This is a genomic window from Streptomyces sp. NPDC007929 (assembly GCF_042959065.1).
In the GTDB taxonomy this organism is placed as follows: Bacteria; Actinomycetota; Actinomycetes; order Streptomycetales; family Streptomycetaceae; genus Streptomyces.
This window is the reverse complement of the sequence record NZ_JBIBKD010000005.1, coordinates 608,136-624,334: the sequence shown is the minus strand read 5'-3', so window position 1 is coordinate 624,334 and position 16,199 is coordinate 608,136. Positions and strand designations below refer to the sequence as shown.

At 72.3% G+C, this 16,199-nt stretch carries 14 protein-coding genes; 7 read left to right on the top strand and 7 right to left on the bottom strand.

Annotated features, from left to right (window positions below):
• Positions 1-123 precede the first annotated feature (123 nt).
• Positions 124-2,022 carry an NAD-binding protein gene (locus ACFZDE_RS20260; protein WP_391003835.1) on the top strand — a complete coding sequence of 633 codons (1,899 nt, stop codon included), beginning with the start codon at positions 124-126 and terminating at the stop codon, positions 2,020-2,022.
• Positions 2,023-2,374: 352 nt separating this feature from the next.
• On the opposite strand, the gene ACFZDE_RS20255 is transcribed toward ACFZDE_RS20260, so the two are convergent.
• Positions 2,375-4,240 (bottom strand): prolyl oligopeptidase family serine peptidase, encoded by a 1,866-nt coding sequence (locus tag ACFZDE_RS20255; RefSeq protein ID WP_391201202.1) that lies wholly within the window; start codon positions 4,238-4,240, stop codon positions 2,375-2,377.
• A 242-nt stretch (positions 4,241-4,482) separates the two neighbouring features.
• Here ACFZDE_RS20255 and ACFZDE_RS20250 point away from each other — a divergent pair, with 242 nt between their 5' ends.
• Positions 4,483-5,277, top strand: a complete 795-nt coding sequence (locus ACFZDE_RS20250) for an SURF1 family cytochrome oxidase biogenesis protein (RefSeq protein WP_391201200.1) — start codon at positions 4,483-4,485, stop codon at positions 5,275-5,277.
• A 177-nt stretch (positions 5,278-5,454) separates the two neighbouring features.
• Here the strand turns inward: ACFZDE_RS20250 and ACFZDE_RS20245 are convergent, their stop codons facing one another.
• The 4 genes from ACFZDE_RS20245 to ACFZDE_RS20230 form a co-directional block, all read right to left on the bottom strand.
• Positions 5,455-6,492 (bottom strand): hypothetical protein, encoded by a 1,038-nt coding sequence (locus ACFZDE_RS20245; RefSeq protein ID WP_391201407.1) that lies wholly within the window; start codon positions 6,490-6,492, stop codon positions 5,455-5,457.
• A 128-nt stretch (positions 6,493-6,620) separates the two neighbouring features.
• Entirely contained in the window at positions 6,621-7,196 is a 576-nt protein-coding gene (locus tag ACFZDE_RS20240) for a SigE family RNA polymerase sigma factor (protein WP_142161321.1), read from the bottom strand.
• A gap of 521 nt (positions 7,197-7,717) precedes the next feature.
• Complete coding sequence (locus ACFZDE_RS20235) at positions 7,718-8,803, bottom strand: aspartate-semialdehyde dehydrogenase (protein WP_391003521.1); 1,086 nt, start codon at positions 8,801-8,803, stop codon at positions 7,718-7,720.
• Positions 8,803-10,077, bottom strand: coding sequence for an aspartate kinase (locus ACFZDE_RS20230; RefSeq protein WP_161369440.1), 1,275 nt, complete (start codon positions 10,075-10,077; stop codon positions 8,803-8,805). Before ACFZDE_RS20230 ends, ACFZDE_RS20235 begins: the two co-directional genes overlap by 1 nt.
• Before the next feature lie 235 nt (positions 10,078-10,312).
• Between ACFZDE_RS20230 and ACFZDE_RS20225 the strand changes: the two genes are divergently transcribed.
• From ACFZDE_RS20225 to ACFZDE_RS20205, 5 genes are all read left to right on the top strand, one after another.
• Positions 10,313-11,023, top strand: coding sequence for a response regulator (locus ACFZDE_RS20225; RefSeq protein ID WP_391201198.1), 711 nt, complete (start codon positions 10,313-10,315; stop codon positions 11,021-11,023).
• Positions 11,020-12,399: an ATP-binding protein gene (locus ACFZDE_RS20220; protein WP_391201196.1), complete on the top strand. Its 1,380-nt coding sequence runs from the start codon at positions 11,020-11,022 to the stop codon at positions 12,397-12,399. The genes ACFZDE_RS20225 and ACFZDE_RS20220 overlap by 4 nt, the downstream gene beginning before the upstream one ends.
• A 140-nt stretch (positions 12,400-12,539) precedes the next feature.
• Positions 12,540-13,376, top strand: coding sequence for a PhzF family phenazine biosynthesis isomerase (locus ACFZDE_RS20215; protein ID WP_391201194.1), 837 nt, complete (start codon positions 12,540-12,542; stop codon positions 13,374-13,376).
• A gap of 16 nt (positions 13,377-13,392) precedes the next feature.
• On the top strand, positions 13,393-13,995 hold the full coding sequence (locus ACFZDE_RS20210; protein WP_391201192.1) for a hypothetical protein: 603 nt from the start codon (positions 13,393-13,395) through the stop codon (positions 13,993-13,995).
• A gap of 24 nt (positions 13,996-14,019) precedes the next feature.
• Positions 14,020-14,904 carry a hypothetical protein gene (locus ACFZDE_RS20205; RefSeq protein ID WP_391201190.1) on the top strand — a complete coding sequence of 295 codons (885 nt, stop codon included), beginning with the start codon at positions 14,020-14,022 and terminating at the stop codon, positions 14,902-14,904.
• A gap of 24 nt (positions 14,905-14,928) precedes the next feature.
• Here ACFZDE_RS20205 and ACFZDE_RS20200 read toward each other — a convergent pair whose 3' ends face one another.
• Together ACFZDE_RS20200 and recR are read right to left on the bottom strand one after the other, a co-directional pair.
• Positions 14,929-15,588: a DUF5063 domain-containing protein gene (locus ACFZDE_RS20200; protein ID WP_391003507.1), complete on the bottom strand. Its 660-nt coding sequence runs from the start codon at positions 15,586-15,588 to the stop codon at positions 14,929-14,931.
• Positions 15,581-16,180 carry a recombination mediator RecR gene (gene recR / locus ACFZDE_RS20195; RefSeq protein ID WP_381581955.1) on the bottom strand — a complete coding sequence of 200 codons (600 nt, stop codon included), beginning with the start codon at positions 16,178-16,180 and terminating at the stop codon, positions 15,581-15,583. Before recR ends, ACFZDE_RS20200 begins: the two co-directional genes overlap by 8 nt.
• Between the last annotated feature and the right edge of the window lie 19 nt (positions 16,181-16,199).

The window sequence follows — 16,199 nt, the reverse complement described above, 5'->3', positions numbered from 1 at the left end:
ACGGCTGCGGCCGGGCGTTCACGCGCCACCGGCCCCTTCTGGAACCGGCCGCCCCGGTGCGGCAGTCTTCTCCTCGTGGGGAGCGTTCCGAACCAAGGTCAGCCGAGTATTCCGGCCACGCACATGATCGTGTGCGGTGACGACGGGCTCGCGCACCGGCTGGCCGCCGAACTCCGCGGTGTCTACGCCGAGCAGGTCACGCTCGTCGTGCCGCCCTCCGGGAGACGGGTGCGCCGGCCCGTGGTCGGGCGGGCCCGGGCCGCCTCGGCGGCGCTGCTCGACCTGGTCGTGAACGCGACCGTCAACCGGACCGGCGCGAGCGCCGAACCGGCCTCGAACGAACAGGTCGTGGAGGCTCCGGAGATCACCGAGGCCGTCCTCACCGAGGTGGGTGCCGAGCGCGCGGCGGCCCTGGCGCTCGTCTACGACGACGACGAGACCAACATCCGCGCCGCCCTCACGGCCCGCCGGTTCAACCCCCGCCTCCGCCTCGTACTGCGGCTCTACAACCGGCGGTTGGGACAGCACATCGAGGAACTGCTGGACCAGACCGCGGCCGTGGCCTCCGGGGACGGGCGGGGAGCGGGCCTCGACGCGTCGACGACGGTGCTGTCCGACGCCGACACGGCCGCGCCCGCGCTGGCCGCCACCGCCCTCGTCGGCACCAGCAAGGTCGTGCAGACGGAGGGGCTCGTGCTGCGTGCGGTGGAACGGCAGCCGCCGCGGCCGGGCGAGGTGGCCGACCCCGGTCTGTGCACCCTGGCGCTGCTGTCCGCGACGAGCAACGACCCTGCCGGGGCCGACGGTTCCGAGGGCAGCGGGGAGCACGGGCCGCACCTGCTGCCGGACGAGGCGGCGGTGGCGTCGGCGACCGGGCGCGGCACCGTCGTCCTGGAGCAGGTGTCGTACTCCGGGCCGTCCCTGCCGGCCGGGCGGGGTGGGGTGCCGCCGCTCGCCTCGTTGTTCTCGCGGCGGCTGCGGTGGTCGCTGGCCGGGCTGGTCGCCTGTGTGCTGGCGCTCGCCGTGGGGCTGATGATCGTGACGGGCGAGGATCCGCTGTACGCCACATATGTGACGCTGCTCGATCTCTTCGGCATCAACGATCCCGCCTTCCACGAGTCGACGGCACGTCAGGTGCTGCAACTGCTGTCCGGGCTGGTGGGGTTGCTGCTGCTGCCGGTGCTGCTGGCGGCGGTGCTGGAGGCGCTCGGCACGTTCCGCAGCGCGTCCGCGCTGCGGAAGCCGCCCCGCGGGCTCGGCGGTCATGTGGTGCTGCTCGGGCTCGGCAAGATCGGGACGCGGGTGCTGACGCGGCTGCGGGAGCTGCACATTCCCGTGGTGTGCGTGGAGTCCGATCCGGACGCGCGCGGGATGGCCACGGCGCGACGGTTGCGGGTGCCGGTGGTGCTCGGGGACGTCACGCAGGAAGGGGTGCTGGAGGCCGCGAAGATCCATCGCGCCCATGCGCTGCTGGCGCTGACCAGCGTGGACACGACGAATCTGGAGGCCTCGCTGTACGCCCGGTCCGTACGGCCCGATCTGCGGGTCGTGCTGCGGCTGTACGACGACGACTTCGCGACGGCGGTGTACCGCACGCTGCGGGCCGCGCACCCGTTCGCCCTCACGCGCAGCCGGAGTGTGTCGCATCTGGCCGCGCCCGCGTTCGCCGGGGCGATGATGGGGCGGCAGATCCTGGGGGCTATTCCGGTGGAGCGGCGGGTGCTGCTGTTCGCGGAGGTGGAGGTGGCCGGGCATCCGCAGTTGGAGGGGCGGACGGTCGGCGAGGCGTTCCGGGCCGGGTCGTGGCGGGTGCTGGCGCTCAATACGTCACCTCCTGGGGGGCGGCGGGGTGAGGGGGAGGCGTCCGGCGAGGAACGGGTGCCGGAGGCGGCGTCCGGGCTGGTGTGGGATCTGCCTCCTACGTATGTGCTGGGGGCCGGGGATCGGGTGGTGCTGGCGGCTACCCGGCGGGGGCTGGCGGAGTTGCTGGGGCGCAGGAGGCGGGATCGGGCGGGGGCGTAGACGCCGAGCGGGTTTCCCTGCCCGGCGTCATGAGGTGCTCGGCGGTAGGTTTCCGGACCAACGGGCCTCTGCGCCCGGCGTCACGAGGTGCTCGGCGGTGTGCTCGGGCCGGGGCGTGGCGCAACCCGGCGCAGCGGGGTGCCGCCCGCGCCCACCCGTGCCGCCCCAGCGGCACGACTGCCCGCGGGCTGGGGGGGGCCGCCCGCGCCCACCCCTGCCCGCCCCAGCGGCACGAGTGCCCGCGGCTGGGGGGGGTGCCGCCCGCGCCAGCGGCACGACTGCCCGCGGCTGGGGGGGTGCCGCCCGCGCCAGCGGCGCGAGTGCCCGCGGGCCCCGCCACCCCGCCCCCGGGCTACTGGGCGCTCCGTCCCTCCAAGTGCCGTTCCGCGAATTCCAGTTCCAGCCGGACCTGCTTGATGCGTTCGTCGACCACCAGCGAGCCGTGACCGGCGTCGTACCGGTACACCTCGTGGACCGCGCCTCTCCTCTCCAGGCGCTTGACGTAGTTCTCGATCTGGCGGATCGGGCAGCGGGGGTCGTTGACTCCGGCCGAGATGTAAACCGGGGCCTTGACCCGGTCGACGTAGGTGAGGGGGGAGGACGCCTCGAAGCGGTCGGGGACCTCCTCGGGCGTGCCGCCGAGGAGCGTGCGGTCCATCGCCTTCAGCGCCTCCATCTCGTCGTGGTACGCCGTGACGTAGTCGGCGACGGGCACGGCCGCGATGCCGAGCGTCCACGCGTCCGGCTGGACGCCGAGGCCGAGCAGGGTGAGGTAGCCGCCCCAGGAACCGCCGGTGAGGATCAGCCGGTCGGGGTCGGCGAGGCCCGAGCTGACGGCCCACTCGCGGACCGCGGCGATGTCCTCCAGCTCGATGAGGCCGACGCGGTGCTTCAGGGCGTCCGTCCAGGCACGGCCGTAGCCGGTGGAACCGCGGTAGTTGACACGGATCACCGCGTAGCCGTGGTCGACCCAGGCCGCCGGGCCGGCCGCGAAGGAGTCGCTGTCGTGCCAGGTGGGGCCGCCGTGGATGTCGAAGACCGTGGGGAGCGGGCCGCTCGCGCCCCGCGGCTTCTGGACGAGGGCGTGGATACGGCCTCCCGGGCCCTCCACCCACACGTCCTCCACCGGCACCGAGCCGGGCGACTTCATGCCGGGCGGGTCGAGCACGACACGGCCCGTCGTGGAGCGCACGGCCGACGGCTCGGCCGACGAGGACCACAGGAACTCCACGCTGCCGTCGGGCCGGGCCGTCGCGCCGGACACCGTGCCCTTCGGGGTCGGGATCTCCGACAGCGCGCGGCCGGCCAGGTCGTAGCGGAACAGCTCGCTGCGGGCCTCGAAGCTGTGGGCGATGAGCAGGCCGCTGCCGTCCGGGTACCACTCGGCGCTGACGTCGCCCGGCAGCTCCAGCGCCAGGTCCGTCTCCTCGCCGGTGGCCACGTCCCACACCAGGGGTTCCCAGCGGCCGCGGCGCTGGTGGCCGATGAGCAGGCGTGTGTCACCGTCGACGGGGGCGAAGCCGAGGACCTCCAGGCCCAGCTCGCGGGTGCCGCCCTCGGTGTCGTCGAGGTCGGCGACCGCCGTGCCGTCGGGGCGCAGGACGCGCAGCGCCGAGTGCATCGCGTCGCCGTGCTCGGTGTGCTCGATGGCGATGAGGGAGCCGTCGTGGGAGAGGTCGCCGACCCCGGCCGACTCGCGGTGGCGGTAGATCTCCACCGGGGCCTGTCCGGTGCGCACGAGGTGGATCGTCGTGCCGTCCTCGTCCGTGGAACGGCCCACGACCGCCGTACGCCCGTCACGGCCGAGGGCGAGGCCGGCCGGGTAGGAGGCCTCCAGGCCCGCGGCGGCCGGTTCGTCCGCGCCGCCCGTGAAGGGCTGGCGGCGCCATACGCCGAACTCGTCGCCGTCCTTGTCGTCGAACCACCAGATCCACGCGCCGTCCGGGGACAGCACGCCTTCCGTCGTGCCGTTGGGCCGGTCCGTCACCTGGCGCTGCTCACCCGTCGAGCGGTCCCAGGCGTACAGCTCGTACGTCCCGGTCGCGTTCGAGACGAACAGGGAGTGGTCCGGCGCGTCCTCCGCCCAGTCGGGCAGGGACACGCGGGGCGCCCGAAAGCGCTTCTCCCAGTCCGGCATCCGCTCCTGCCGACCCGCCTGTACCGCTTGCTCGTGCTGGTCCCGCTGATCCCGCGCGTCGGACCCGTTGCTCTCAGTCATGGCCCCATACTGCCCGCCCCGACCGACAATCCGCTGGCGAGGCCCCCAGCCTGTGGACAACCTCCACCGATCCCCCCTCCGAGCAGGGCAGGATTCGCACCGTCGTACTCCCCCACCCGCCCGGCCGGAACGACGCCGGCCGCGCCCGCCGGCCGAGAGGGGCGTCGTCGGCAACCGCTCTCTGCGCACGCGTTGCTCACCCCGCGGCCGGGCCCCGCCCGGTGCCCCCGTACCGTGGGGGTGTGTACCGGTTTCTGCTGACGCCCCGATGGTGGGGGATCAACGTCTTCGTGCTGTTGTCCATCCCCTTCTGCATCTTCATGGGGTCCTGGCAGCTGGGCCGGTTCGAGGACCGGGTGCAGGATCACCGGTCCGCGACCGAGCAGGTCTCCGAGGCCCGGCGCGAGGCGCCCCGGCCGCTGAAGGACATGCTGCCGGTGGACAAGGCGACGTCCGGGAAGCTCGTCACCGCGAGCGGCACGTACGGCAGGCAGCTGCTGGTGCCCGGGCGCGAGCTCGACGGCAGGCAGGGCTTCTACGTGCTGACACTGCTGCGGACCCCCTCGGGCGAGGCGCTGCCGGTGGTGCGGGGCTGGCTGCCGGGTGCCGCCGACGCGGCGAAGGTGCCCGCGCCCCCGGCCGGTGAGGTCACCGTCACCGGTGCGTTGCAGGCCTCGGAGACGCCCGGGGACAACGGCGTCAGCGCGCGGGGCGGGCTGCCGGCCGGGCAGACCGCGGCGATCAGCGCGGCGTCGCTGGTGAACCTGGTGCCGTACGACGTGTACGACGCGTGGGTCACGCTGGCGAAGGGCGACTCGGGCATGAAGGCCGTGCCGGCCGCCGCGCCGCCGGACTCGGGGCTGGATCTGAAGGCCTTCCAGAACCTGGGCTACACCGCCGAGTGGTTCGCCTTCGTGGGGTTCGTGATCTTCATGTGGTTCCGGCTGCTGCGGCGCGAGGTGGAGTCCGTACGCGACGCGGAGCTGGGACTGGTGACGGACGAGGAGCCCGTCGTCGTGGACGCCGCGGTGAAGTGAGCGGCCTCCCGGCCGGAAGGGGAGGGGCCGGGGCCAGCGCCCCCCTCACGGGTGGCGCCCGTCATGGGTAGCGCCCCTTCACGGGTAGCCTCCCTCACGGGTAGCGCCCCTCACGGGTAACCCCCTTCACGGGTAGCGCCCGTCCTGGGTAGCCCCCCTCACGGGTAGCCCCCTCCGTCACGCCCCCGCCAGCACGCCCGTCCAGTACACCGTCCCCGCGCACGCGTTGGACACCGTCACCGATGCCGCGCCCGAGCCCGTGGCCGGGGTGTAGGTGACGGCCACACTGCCGTCGACCGTGCCGTCCTCCCGGACGAGCTGGGGTGCCGTGCCCGTGTCGCCTCCGGTGGAGGTGCCGGCCGTGGCCGCCGGGTCGTCCGAGGGGGTCGGGTCGGGGCTGGGGTCGGGGCCGCCGACGCTGCCGCCGGGGGTGGGGCAGGTCTCGGAGGGGACCCAGGCGAACTTCACGTCGTAGCCGACGCCCGGCTGGAGGACCAGCTGGGCGGCCTCCAGGGACGGGTCGGGCAGCAGACCGGCCGCCGCGTCGCCCGCCGCGTGCCGGGCCGAGCCGACCTTGCTGATGTCGGCGGCACCCTGCGGCAGCGCGCTCACCGAGCCGGGGCCGGTGACCGTGCAGGCCGTGCCGGAGACGTTGGTGACCCGGAAGGAGCCGGAGACCGCGCCCGTGGAGTCGGGGGCGTTGCTGCTCCCGGAGGCCGGGCCGAGCTGGGCCGCGGTGCACACCGGGATGCCGGCGGCGGTCGTGGAGGAGGGGTCGGCGCCCTGGGACGCGCCCGTGGAGACGCCGGACCCCTTGTCCTTGTCCTTCTCCTTCTTGCCGCCCTTGTCCTCGCCCTCGATCCGGTCGGAGGAGCCGCCCGCGGCGCTCTCGCCGCCGTCCGGTCCCTTGCCCTGGCCCGCACCGCCCTGGGTCTCGGAGGCGTGGCCGGCGACGGACGGGTTGGCGTCGGAGCCGGTGGCGTTGGAGACGTGCACCAGGGCCGGGACGGCGGTGCCGATGAAGAGCGCGGCGGCGGCCATGCCGACGAGGGCCTGCCGCTTGCGGGTCCGCCGCTGCGGTACCGCCTTGCGCAGGTAGTCCAGGGTGCCGTCGCGCGGCTCCACCTCCTGCACCACCTGGTGCAGCATCCTGCGCAGGTCCAGCTCGTCCGAGTCGAACCCTTCGGGGCTCTGGTCGTCGGGGCCGTGGTTCACAGTTCCGTTCCCAGCGTGCGATTGCTTCGGATCTTGCGCGTGGAGCCTGGCCGGCGCCTGCCGGTCGTCGGGGCGCTCGGCGGGCTCGGGGCGGTCGCGCCCGTTGCCACCCGTGCCGTTGCCGTCACTCATGCCGGCGCCTCCATGGCGATCCGCAGCGCCGCGATACCGCGCGAGCCGTAGGCCTTGACCGAGCCCAGCGATATGCCGAGCGTCTCGGCGACCTGCGCCTCGGTCATGTCGGCGAAGTAGCGCAGCACCAGCACCTCGCGCTGGCGGCGTTGCAGCCCCTTCATCGCCTTGATGAGGGAGTCGCGCTCCAGCTGGTCGTAGGCACCTTCCTCGGCGCTGGCCATGTCGGGCATGGGCTTCGACAGCAGCTTCAGGCCGAGTATGCGGCGGCGCAGCGCGGAGCGCGAGAGGTTGACGACGGTCTGGCGCAGGTACGCGAGCGTCTTCTCGGGGTCGCGCACCCGCTTGCGGGCGGAGTGGACACGGATGAACGCCTCCTGGACGACGTCCTCGCAGGAGGCGGTGTCGTCGAGGAGGAGCGCGGCGAGACCCAGCAGTGAGCGGTAGTGCGCCCGGTAGGTCTCGGTGAGGTGGTCGACGGTGGTGCCGGCCGCGAGGCCGTCCTCCGCGCCGTCGCGCTGACTGGGGATGCGGGCCGGCCGCGCTGCGGGCACGGGCGCGATCACCGGCATGCCACCGGGCGTACCGGCCATGCGGGGTCGTAGAGCCGCCGGACGGGGCGGTCGAAGGACCGTGCCGCGTGCCGCGCTGAAGTCGAGTACCTCTGCCACGCCTGTTGGACACGCTGACCCCGGTGAGGGTTGTACGTGCCGGGCATCACTTTCACGCCGACCGCCGCCGTCGTCGGTCTACCCGCGTCAGGCAGCGCAACCGATGGTGCATCAAATGCCCTCATGCGTCCCGCTCTTCCCCTATGTCCAGATGTGAACGGACGTCCCCACGCCCGGTTCCAGGCGTCCCCACGCCTGATGAAGCGCTCCCACGGCCGAAGGGCGACCGCAAAGACGCTCCCCGCCCTCCGCGCGGTTGCGGAGGACGGGGAGATAAATCCTCTGATGCCGAAGCGCCACGAACAAGTGGTCCGGACCATGGACCGGCTCACATGTCGTCCACAGATCCTACAAACCGCCTCTGACATCGGCCGGGGGTTTACGCGCCGCCGAAACTTCACGAAACCCGGGCGGTCACCCTGTCAGGACAGCTCCGCCGCCACCACCTCGGCGATCTGCGCCGTGTTCAGCGCGGACCCCTTGCGCAGGTTGTCCCCGCACACGAACAGTTCGAGCGCCGTCGGGTCGTCCAGCGCCCGGCGGACCCGCCCGACCCAGGTCGGGTCGGTGCCGACCACGTCGGCGGGGGTCGGGAACTCCCCCGCTGCCGGGTTGTCGAACAGGACGACCCCGGGCGCGGTGGCGAGGATCTCGCGGGCCTTGTCGACGGTGACCTCGCCCTCGAAGCGGGCGTGCACGGTCAGGGAGTGGGTGGTGATCACCGGCACCCGGACACAGGTGACGGCCACGGGCAGGTTCGGCAGGCCGAGGATCTTGCGGGACTCGTCCCGCACCTTCAGCTCCTCCGAGGACCAGCCGTCCTCCTGCGCGGTGCCGGCCCACGGCACCACGTTCAGCGCGACCGGCTCCGGGAACGGCCCGGTGCGGTCCCCGACGGCCCGGCGCACGTCGCCGGGGTGGATGCCCAGTTCCGTGCCGGCGACCAGGGACAACTGCTGCCGCAGGGTCTCCACGCCGGCCCGTCCGGCGCCGCTGACGGCCTGGTACGAGGAGGCGACCAGCTCGCGCAGCCCGAACTCGGCGTGCAGCGCGCCCAGGGCGACGATCATGGAGAGGGTCGTGCAGCTGGGGTTGGCGATGATCCCCCGGGGCCGCATCCGCACGGCGTGCGGATTGACCTCGGGCACGACGAGCGGCACGTCCGGGTCCATCCGGAAGGTGCCGGAGTTGTCGACCACCACCGCGCCCTTGGCGGCGGCCAGCGGCGCCCACCGCTCGGCGACCTCGTCGGGGACGTCGAACATGGCGACGTCGACCCCGTCGAAGGCCTCCTCACCGATGGCCACGACCTCGGTCTCCTCGCCGCGCACGGTCAGCTTGCGGCCGGCCGAGCGCGGGGAGGCGATCAGCCGGATCTCGCCCCAGATGTCCGCCCGCTGGGACAGGATCCGGAGCATGACGGTGCCGACGGCACCGGTCGCCCCCACCACGGCAAGCGTCGGACGCCCGGACCGACCGGTCCGGGCGTCCTGTCGGAGATCGGCCATCAGCGGCCGGTGCCTCCGTAGACGACTGCCTCGTCACTGTCGGAGTCGAGCCCGAACGCGGAGTGCACGGCGCGGACGGCCTCGGGGACGTCGTCGGCGCGGGTGACGACCGAGATGCGGATCTCGGAGGTCGAGATCAGCTCGATGTTCACGCCCGCGTCGGACAGGGCCGTGAAGAAGTCGGCCGTGACGCCCGGGTTGGTCTTCATACCGGCGCCGACCAGGGAGATCTTGCCGATCTGGTCGTCGTAGCGCAGCGAGTCGAAGCCGATGCCGGCCTTGTTCTTCTCGAGCGCGTCGATGGCCTTGCGGCCCTCGGTCTTCGGCAGCGTGAAGGAGATGTCCGTCAGGCCCGTGGAGGCCGCGGACACGTTCTGCACGACCATGTCGATGTTGATCTCGGCGTCGGCGATCGTGCGGAAGATCGAGGCCGCCTCGCCCGGCTTGTCCGGCACGCCGACGACCGTGACCTTGGCCTCGGAGGTGTCGTGCGCGACACCGGAGATGAGAGCCTGCTCCACCTGCTTTGCTCCTTGCTTCGGCTCGCTGCTGACCCATGTGCCCTGAAGTCCGCTGAAGCTGGACCGGACGTGGATCGGGATGTTGTACCGGCGGGCGTACTCCACACAGCGGTGGAGCAGCACCTTCGACCCGGAGGCGGCCAGTTCGAGCATGTCCTCGAAGGAGATCCAGTCGATCTTCCGGGCCTTCTTCACCACGCGCGGGTCGGCGGTGAACACGCCGTCGACGTCGGTGTAGATCTCGCAGACGTCGGCGTCGAGGGCGGCGGCGAGAGCCACCGCGGTGGTGTCGGAGCCGCCGCGGCCGAGCGTGGTGATGTCCTTGGTGTCCTGGGAGACACCCTGGAAACCGGCCACGATCGCGATGTTGCCCTCGTCCACCGAGGTCTTGATCCGGCCCGGCGTGACGTCGATGATCCGGGCCTTGTTGTGGACCGAGTCGGTGATGACACCCGCCTGGCTGCCGGTGAACGACTGGGCCTCGTGGCCCAGCTTTTTGATCGCCATGGCCAGCAGGGCCATGGAGATCCGCTCTCCGGCGGTCAGCAGCATGTCGAGCTCGCGCCCGGCAGGCATCGGGGAAACCTGCTCGGCGAGATCGATCAGCTCGTCCGTCGTGTCGCCCATCGCGGAAACCACGGCAACCACCTGGTTGCCGTTCTGCTTCGCTTCCACGATCCGCTTGGCGACGCGCTTGATGCCCTCGGCATCGGCTACGGAGGAGCCTCCGTACTTCTGCACGACAAGGCCCACGTGCGCTCCTCGCTCAATCCGTCTCTATCCGCTCATACGCATTCGTACCGCGGTCGGCTCAGTCTAACGAGCGTCCGAAAAACCCCTCCGCGATATCGCATGGTGAGATCCGGGTCCGCCCGTCCAGAGTCGCTCATGCCCATCTGGGCACGGGCCACTCGAGAAAGTGCCCGGCGTCACAATCGCACACGGCCTCGGGCCTGGTAACTCAACTTTCAAGCACTAGGGTTCGGCTGTGCACGTACTCCTGGTGGAAGACGATGAACCGGTCGCCGAATCCCTGCGCCGGGGCCTGAGGCGCTACGGCTTCGAGGTCGCCTGGGTCACCACGGGCGGCGCGGCCCTGAAGCACGAGGGCCCCTACGACGTGGTCCTGCTGGACCTCGGCCTGCCCGACACCGACGGCCTGGACGTCTGCAAGGCGCTGCGCGAGCGCGGTGACGTTCCGATCATCGTGATCAGCGCCCGCAGCGACGAGACGGACCGGGTGGTCGGGCTCGAACTCGGCGCGGACGACTACGTCTCCAAGCCGTTCGGCGTCCGTGAGGTCATCGCACGCATACGGGCGGTCATGCGCCGCACCCGGCCCCGCACCCCCGCCGAGGCGACCGACACCGGACCCGACCGCTACGGCACCCGCCTGACGATCGACCGCAAGGCGGCCCGGGTGCGCCTGGACGGCGAGGAGGTCGCCCTCGCGCCCAAGGAGTACGACCTGCTGGCCTTCCTCACCGAGGAGCCCGGGGCGCTGATGTCGCGCGAGCAGATCATGGAAGCGGTCTGGGACGCGAACTGGTTCGGGCCGACGAAGACGCTGGACGTGCACGTGGCGGCGCTGCGCCGCAAGCTCGCCGGGGCGATAGCCATCGAGGCCGTCCGGGGGGTCGGGTTCCGGCTGGAGATCGTCAAGGGCGACCGGGACGACGCCCCGGGCAGCACGTCATGATCCGCCAGCTGATCCGCAGCTATGTGGTGCTCGTCGCCGGGGCCGTCGCCATCTTCACGGTGCCCGTGGCCTTCTCCCTCACCGACCAGCTGCGGGACGACACCGCGGCCTCCGTACGGCGTGAGGCCGAGACCATGGCGCTGCTGCTGGGCAACGGCAACCCCCCGTCGTGCGCGGCGCTGCTGGAGATGGCCGACGCGTTCGAGGGCGAGACGCCCGGCGAGGTCGAGGTGACCGAGCGCTGCGACACCGACCTGCGCAGCCCGCGGCGGGACGAGGACCTGACCAGGACCCTGGAGACCGGCGATCCCTCGATCGACTGGGGTTCGTCCTTCATCTGGGGCCCGGAGCTGAAGATCACGGTCGCCGCCCGTGAGAGCAGGGAGGACCTCGACGGCCGCAACCGGGGCCCGGTCGTCGGGGCCGTGCGCATCGTCTACAAGACCACCGACCTGACCGACCGGCTGTGGACGATCTGGGGCTTTCGCGCGGGCCTCGCGGTGGCCGTCCTCATCGTGGCCGCCGTGATCGGCGCGGTGGTGGCCCGGCGGCTCACCCGGCCGCTGCGCCAGCTCAACGACACGGCGAGCAGGTTCAGCGACGGCGACCTCGCGGCCCGCTCTCCGGTGACGGGCCCGCGCGAGACCCAGACCCTCGCCCGCACGCTCAACCAGGCGGGCGAACGGCTGGACACCCTGATCGCCGCGCAGCGCATCTTCGTGGCCGACGCCTCGCATCAGCTCCGTACCCCTCTCACCGCGCTGCGGCTGTCGCTGGACAACATCGCCGACGGGGTGGACGACGAGTTCGTCAAGGAGGACGTGGAGCAGGCGACGGCCGAGGTGGTCCGGATGAGCCGCCTGGTCAACGGCCTGCTGGTGCTGGCGCGGGCGGAGGCGAAGGTGACGGTGGCGGAGCCGCTGCCCCTGCGGGACATCGTGCGGGAGCGGCTGGACGTGTGGAGGCCGGCCGCCGACGAGCGTGGAGTCACCATCACGCTCGGGGGGAGTGCCGACGGCCGGCTGCTCGTGCTGACCAGTCCCGGTCAGCTGGAACAGGTGCTGGACAACGTGCTGTCCAACGCCCTGGAGGTGTCACCGGACGGCGGCACGATCACCGTCCGGGTGGAGCAGCGGGGCGACGAGGTGAGCCTGTCGGTGTGCGACCGGGGGCCCGGGATGTCGGACGCGGAGAAGTCCCGCGCCTTCGACCGCTTCTGGCGCGGCCAGGGCCTGACCGGCAGGTCCGGCTCCGGCCTCGGCCTCGCCGTCGTCAAGCAACTGGTGACGGACGACGGCGGAACGGTCTCCCTGACGGACTCGCCGGGTGGCGGCCTGTGCGTGACGATCACGCTCCGGGCCGCCCACCGCGGCTGAGGCGCGTCCCTGCGGCGCCTTCGAGGGGTGGTGGTTCACGATCAGCCACGTGCCGCCGGTGAGCGCGACCGCGTCCGCGGCGTACCGGTCGGCCTCCGCGTTCTCCGCGGTGGAAGTGACTCGCGCGCTACCGTCTGGGCATGGAGATACTGCGCTACGTGGCGTTCAGCACGGATCCCGCGGGGGGCAATCCGGCCGGGGTGGTGCTCGACGCGAGCGGTGCCGACGACGCGGTGATGCTGGCGACGGCGGCCGAAGTGGGCTACTCGGAGACGGCGTTCGTGACGGACCCCGGCGACGGCGCCCTGGACGTCCGGTACTTCAGCCCGCTCGCCGAGGTGCCGTTCTGCGGTCACGCGACGATCGCCACGGCCGTCGCCCACGCACAGCGGCACGGCACCGGGCGGCTGCACCTGCGCACCCAGGCCGGACCGGTCGTCGTCACCACCGACCGGGCGGCCGACGGCACCCTCACGGCGACCCTGGTGAGCGTCGCGCCGCGCACGGCTCCGCTGGAGGAGACCGACCTCGCCGAACTGCTCGCGATCCTCGGCTGGTCCACCGGGGACCTGGACCCGGCGCTGCCGCCCCGGGTCGCCTACGCCGGGGCCTGGCACCCGGTCCTCGCCACCGCGAGCCGGGACCGGCTGGCGGACCTGGACTACAACATGGCCGCGCTCGGCGACCTGATGGCGCGCCGGGACTGGACCACGGTCGACCTGGTGCTGCGCGAGTCCCCCACCGTCTTCCACGCCCGCAACCCGTTCCCGCCCGGCGGCGTGACCGAGGACCCGGCGACGGGAGCGGCGGCAGCGGCACTCGGCGGCTACCTGCGGGAGCTCGAACTCGTCCCGGCCCCAGCGACCCTGACGATCCATCAAGGTGTGGACATGGGACGACCGAGCACGATCACGGTGACGGTGCCCGCCGACCCGCACAGCGGAATCGGCGTCACCGGCACGGCCGTTCGGATCTGAGGCCGGGGGGACGATCATGATCGTGCAGTGGTGCATCAAGGGGCTGGCGTTATCGGGTGACGACGAGGCCCGCGCGCTGATCGACCGCCGGTCCGGGATCTCCAGCCGTTGGTTGCTGAGGCACGGCCGGGTCCCGCTGGCCGAGTTCGCCACCAAGCTCACCGAGCAGAACCTCGACCGGCACGTCAATCACTTCGAGCGGACGGACCCGGCCACGGGAGAGCCGTTCTGCGAACAGAGCCCGTTCATCTCCCTGTCGTGCGGGACGGTGGAGCGGGACGCGGTGGCGAAGACCAACTTCGTCCACACCGCCCGCCACACGGCGTTGTGGTTCGGCACCCGGTTCGGCGCCCGGCGGGAGGCCTACCTCTACACCTGCTGGGTCGTCCTGGCACCCCGTTCCGCGGTGCCGGTGCACGGGGTCGCCGAGGAGATCCGGGACCTGAACACCTACCGCAGATACTCGCCGTTCCAGACCGAGGGCGAGGTGACGGCCAAGGTGTACGTGCCGGCGACGCAGGTGCGCGACTGCACGAAGTGGGTCTGGGACCGCGACGCGGACTGCTGCGCAAGGAGTGGGAGCACCTCAACCCGCACTTCACGGAGCCCGAGGCGCTGAGCAACGTCAGGGAGCTGATCTGAAGTGGTCTCTCCGCCCTCGGACTTCTCGCCGCTGGAGCCGCTGCGGCTCTCCGCCGAGCAGGTCTCGACCGCCGCCGACTTCCACGAGGCCTACGCCCGACTGGTCCTCGGGGAAGCGGAATCGGACGAGCGGCCGGGCGCACCCGCCCTGATCGAGGCCGCGTCGGCCTACCGGCTGGCCGGGCAGTGGCGGCTGCTGGTCGAGCCCCGCCGGGCCGTTCGCGGGGCGCTCGCGCAGGCCGCCGGCCTGTTCACCAGATCGGGCCTCACGTTCGGCGCCTATCTCCGGGCCTCCCTGGCACCCCGCGGGGTCGAGCGGCCCACCAGCGACGGCTGGACCCGGCGGCTCCTCACCGAGGGCCCTGGCACAAGCGAACCGGACGGCCTGCTGGACCATCCGCAGCAACAGACCTATCTCCTGCTGGCCTGCGCCATGCTGGCCGGGGACGATCCGGCGGCCCGGGACCGGCTCACCGCATTCGCCACCGAGTCGCCCCACCGCGTCGGCGTGGTCCCGGTGGGCTCCCTGGCCATGCCCGTACGGACGTTCTGGGGGCTCGCCCTGAACCTCCTGGAGGACGGCGACCGCGCGGCGGAGTCCTACGCCGCCACACTGGCCGAACTGTCCCGGGCCTACGCCAAGTCGGTCGATCTCGCCATGGCGAACGAACTGACCTGGTCCAAGGCCGCCGCCCCCGTCGACGTCGCGGATCTCGACGTGATCGGGGTGGTGGCGATGGGCGTACGGCGCTTCGGCGGGAGGACGATGCGCCGGCTGCTCGCGGAAACCGTCGGTGAACTGCCCGCCGTCGCACGGGTGCCCTGGGCCATCGGCATGACGGTGGCCCGGCCGCCGGGGCCGGACATCGCGCCCCCGGCCCTGTGAGGGCGCCCCTCGAACGGACCGCGGCTACTTCGCCGGGCGCAGTCCCAGCGGTCCCGCGATCTCCTCGGCCATGACCCGGCCCGCCTCGATCTCCAGGGTGTCGTCGCCCATGCCCTGGTCCGTGTCCAGGCCGTCGAGTTCGGCGAGGGGCTGGTTGAGGCGGACGTGGGCGAGGACCGACTGGAGGGCCCGGAGGGTGGCCGACGCCGTGGAGCCCCAGTTGGAGAAGTAGGAGAACTGCCACCACCACAGCGCCTCGGTGGTGCGGCCCGCACGGTAGTGGGACATGCCGTGCCGCAGGTCGGCCATGACGTCGGCGAGGTCGTCGGAGATCCGGGCCGGCACGGGCGCCTTGCGGGGCTCGTAGGGGTCGAAGACCTCGGAGTAGACGTCGATCGGGTCCAGCAGGCGGATCAGGTTCTCGCGGAGCGCGTCGACGTCCGGCTCGGGGCCCGAGTCCGGTTCGTAGCGCTCGTCGGGCACGATGTCCTCGTGCGCGCCGAGGCGGCCGCCGGCCAGGAGGAGTTGGGAGACCTCCAGGAGGAGGAAGGGCACGGCCGATTCCGGCTCGTCGCCCTTCGCGACCTCTGTGACGGCGACCAGGAAGCTCTCGATCTGATCCGCGATCTGGACCGCGAAATCGTCCGGGTTCTGGTCGGTCGCGTGCAGCGTGGCGTCAGACATCTAGGAGTCGTCTCCCCTCGAAGGCGCGTCCGAGGGTGACCTCGTCCGCGTATTCCAGGTCCCCACCCACCGGGAGGCCGCTGGCCAGGCGGGTGACCTTCAGGCCCATGGGCTTGATCATGCGGGCGAGGTACGTCGCCGTCGCCTCGCCTTCCAGATTCGGGTCCGTGGCCAGGATGAGCTCCGTGACCGTGCCGTCGGCCAGGCGGGCCAGCAGTTCCCTGATGCGCAGGTCGTCCGGGCCCACCCCGTCGATGGGGCTGATCGCGCCGCCCAGGACGTGGTAGCGGCCCCGGAACTCACGCGTGCGCTCGATCGCCACGACGTCCTTCGGCTCCTCCACCACGCAGATGACGGCCGGGTCGCGGCGGGTGTCGCGGCAGATGTTGCACAGCTCCTCCTGCGCGACGTTGCCGCAGGTCGCGCAGAAGCGGACCTTCGCCTTGACCTCCATCAGCGCCTGCGCGAGGCGCCGTACGTCGGTCGGCTCGGCCTGGAGGATGTGGAAGGCGATCCGCTGGGCGCCCTTCGGACCGACGCCGGGCAACCGCCCCAGCTCGTCGATCAGGTCCTGGACCACGCCTTCGTACAACGGACTGCCCTTCCTGGGT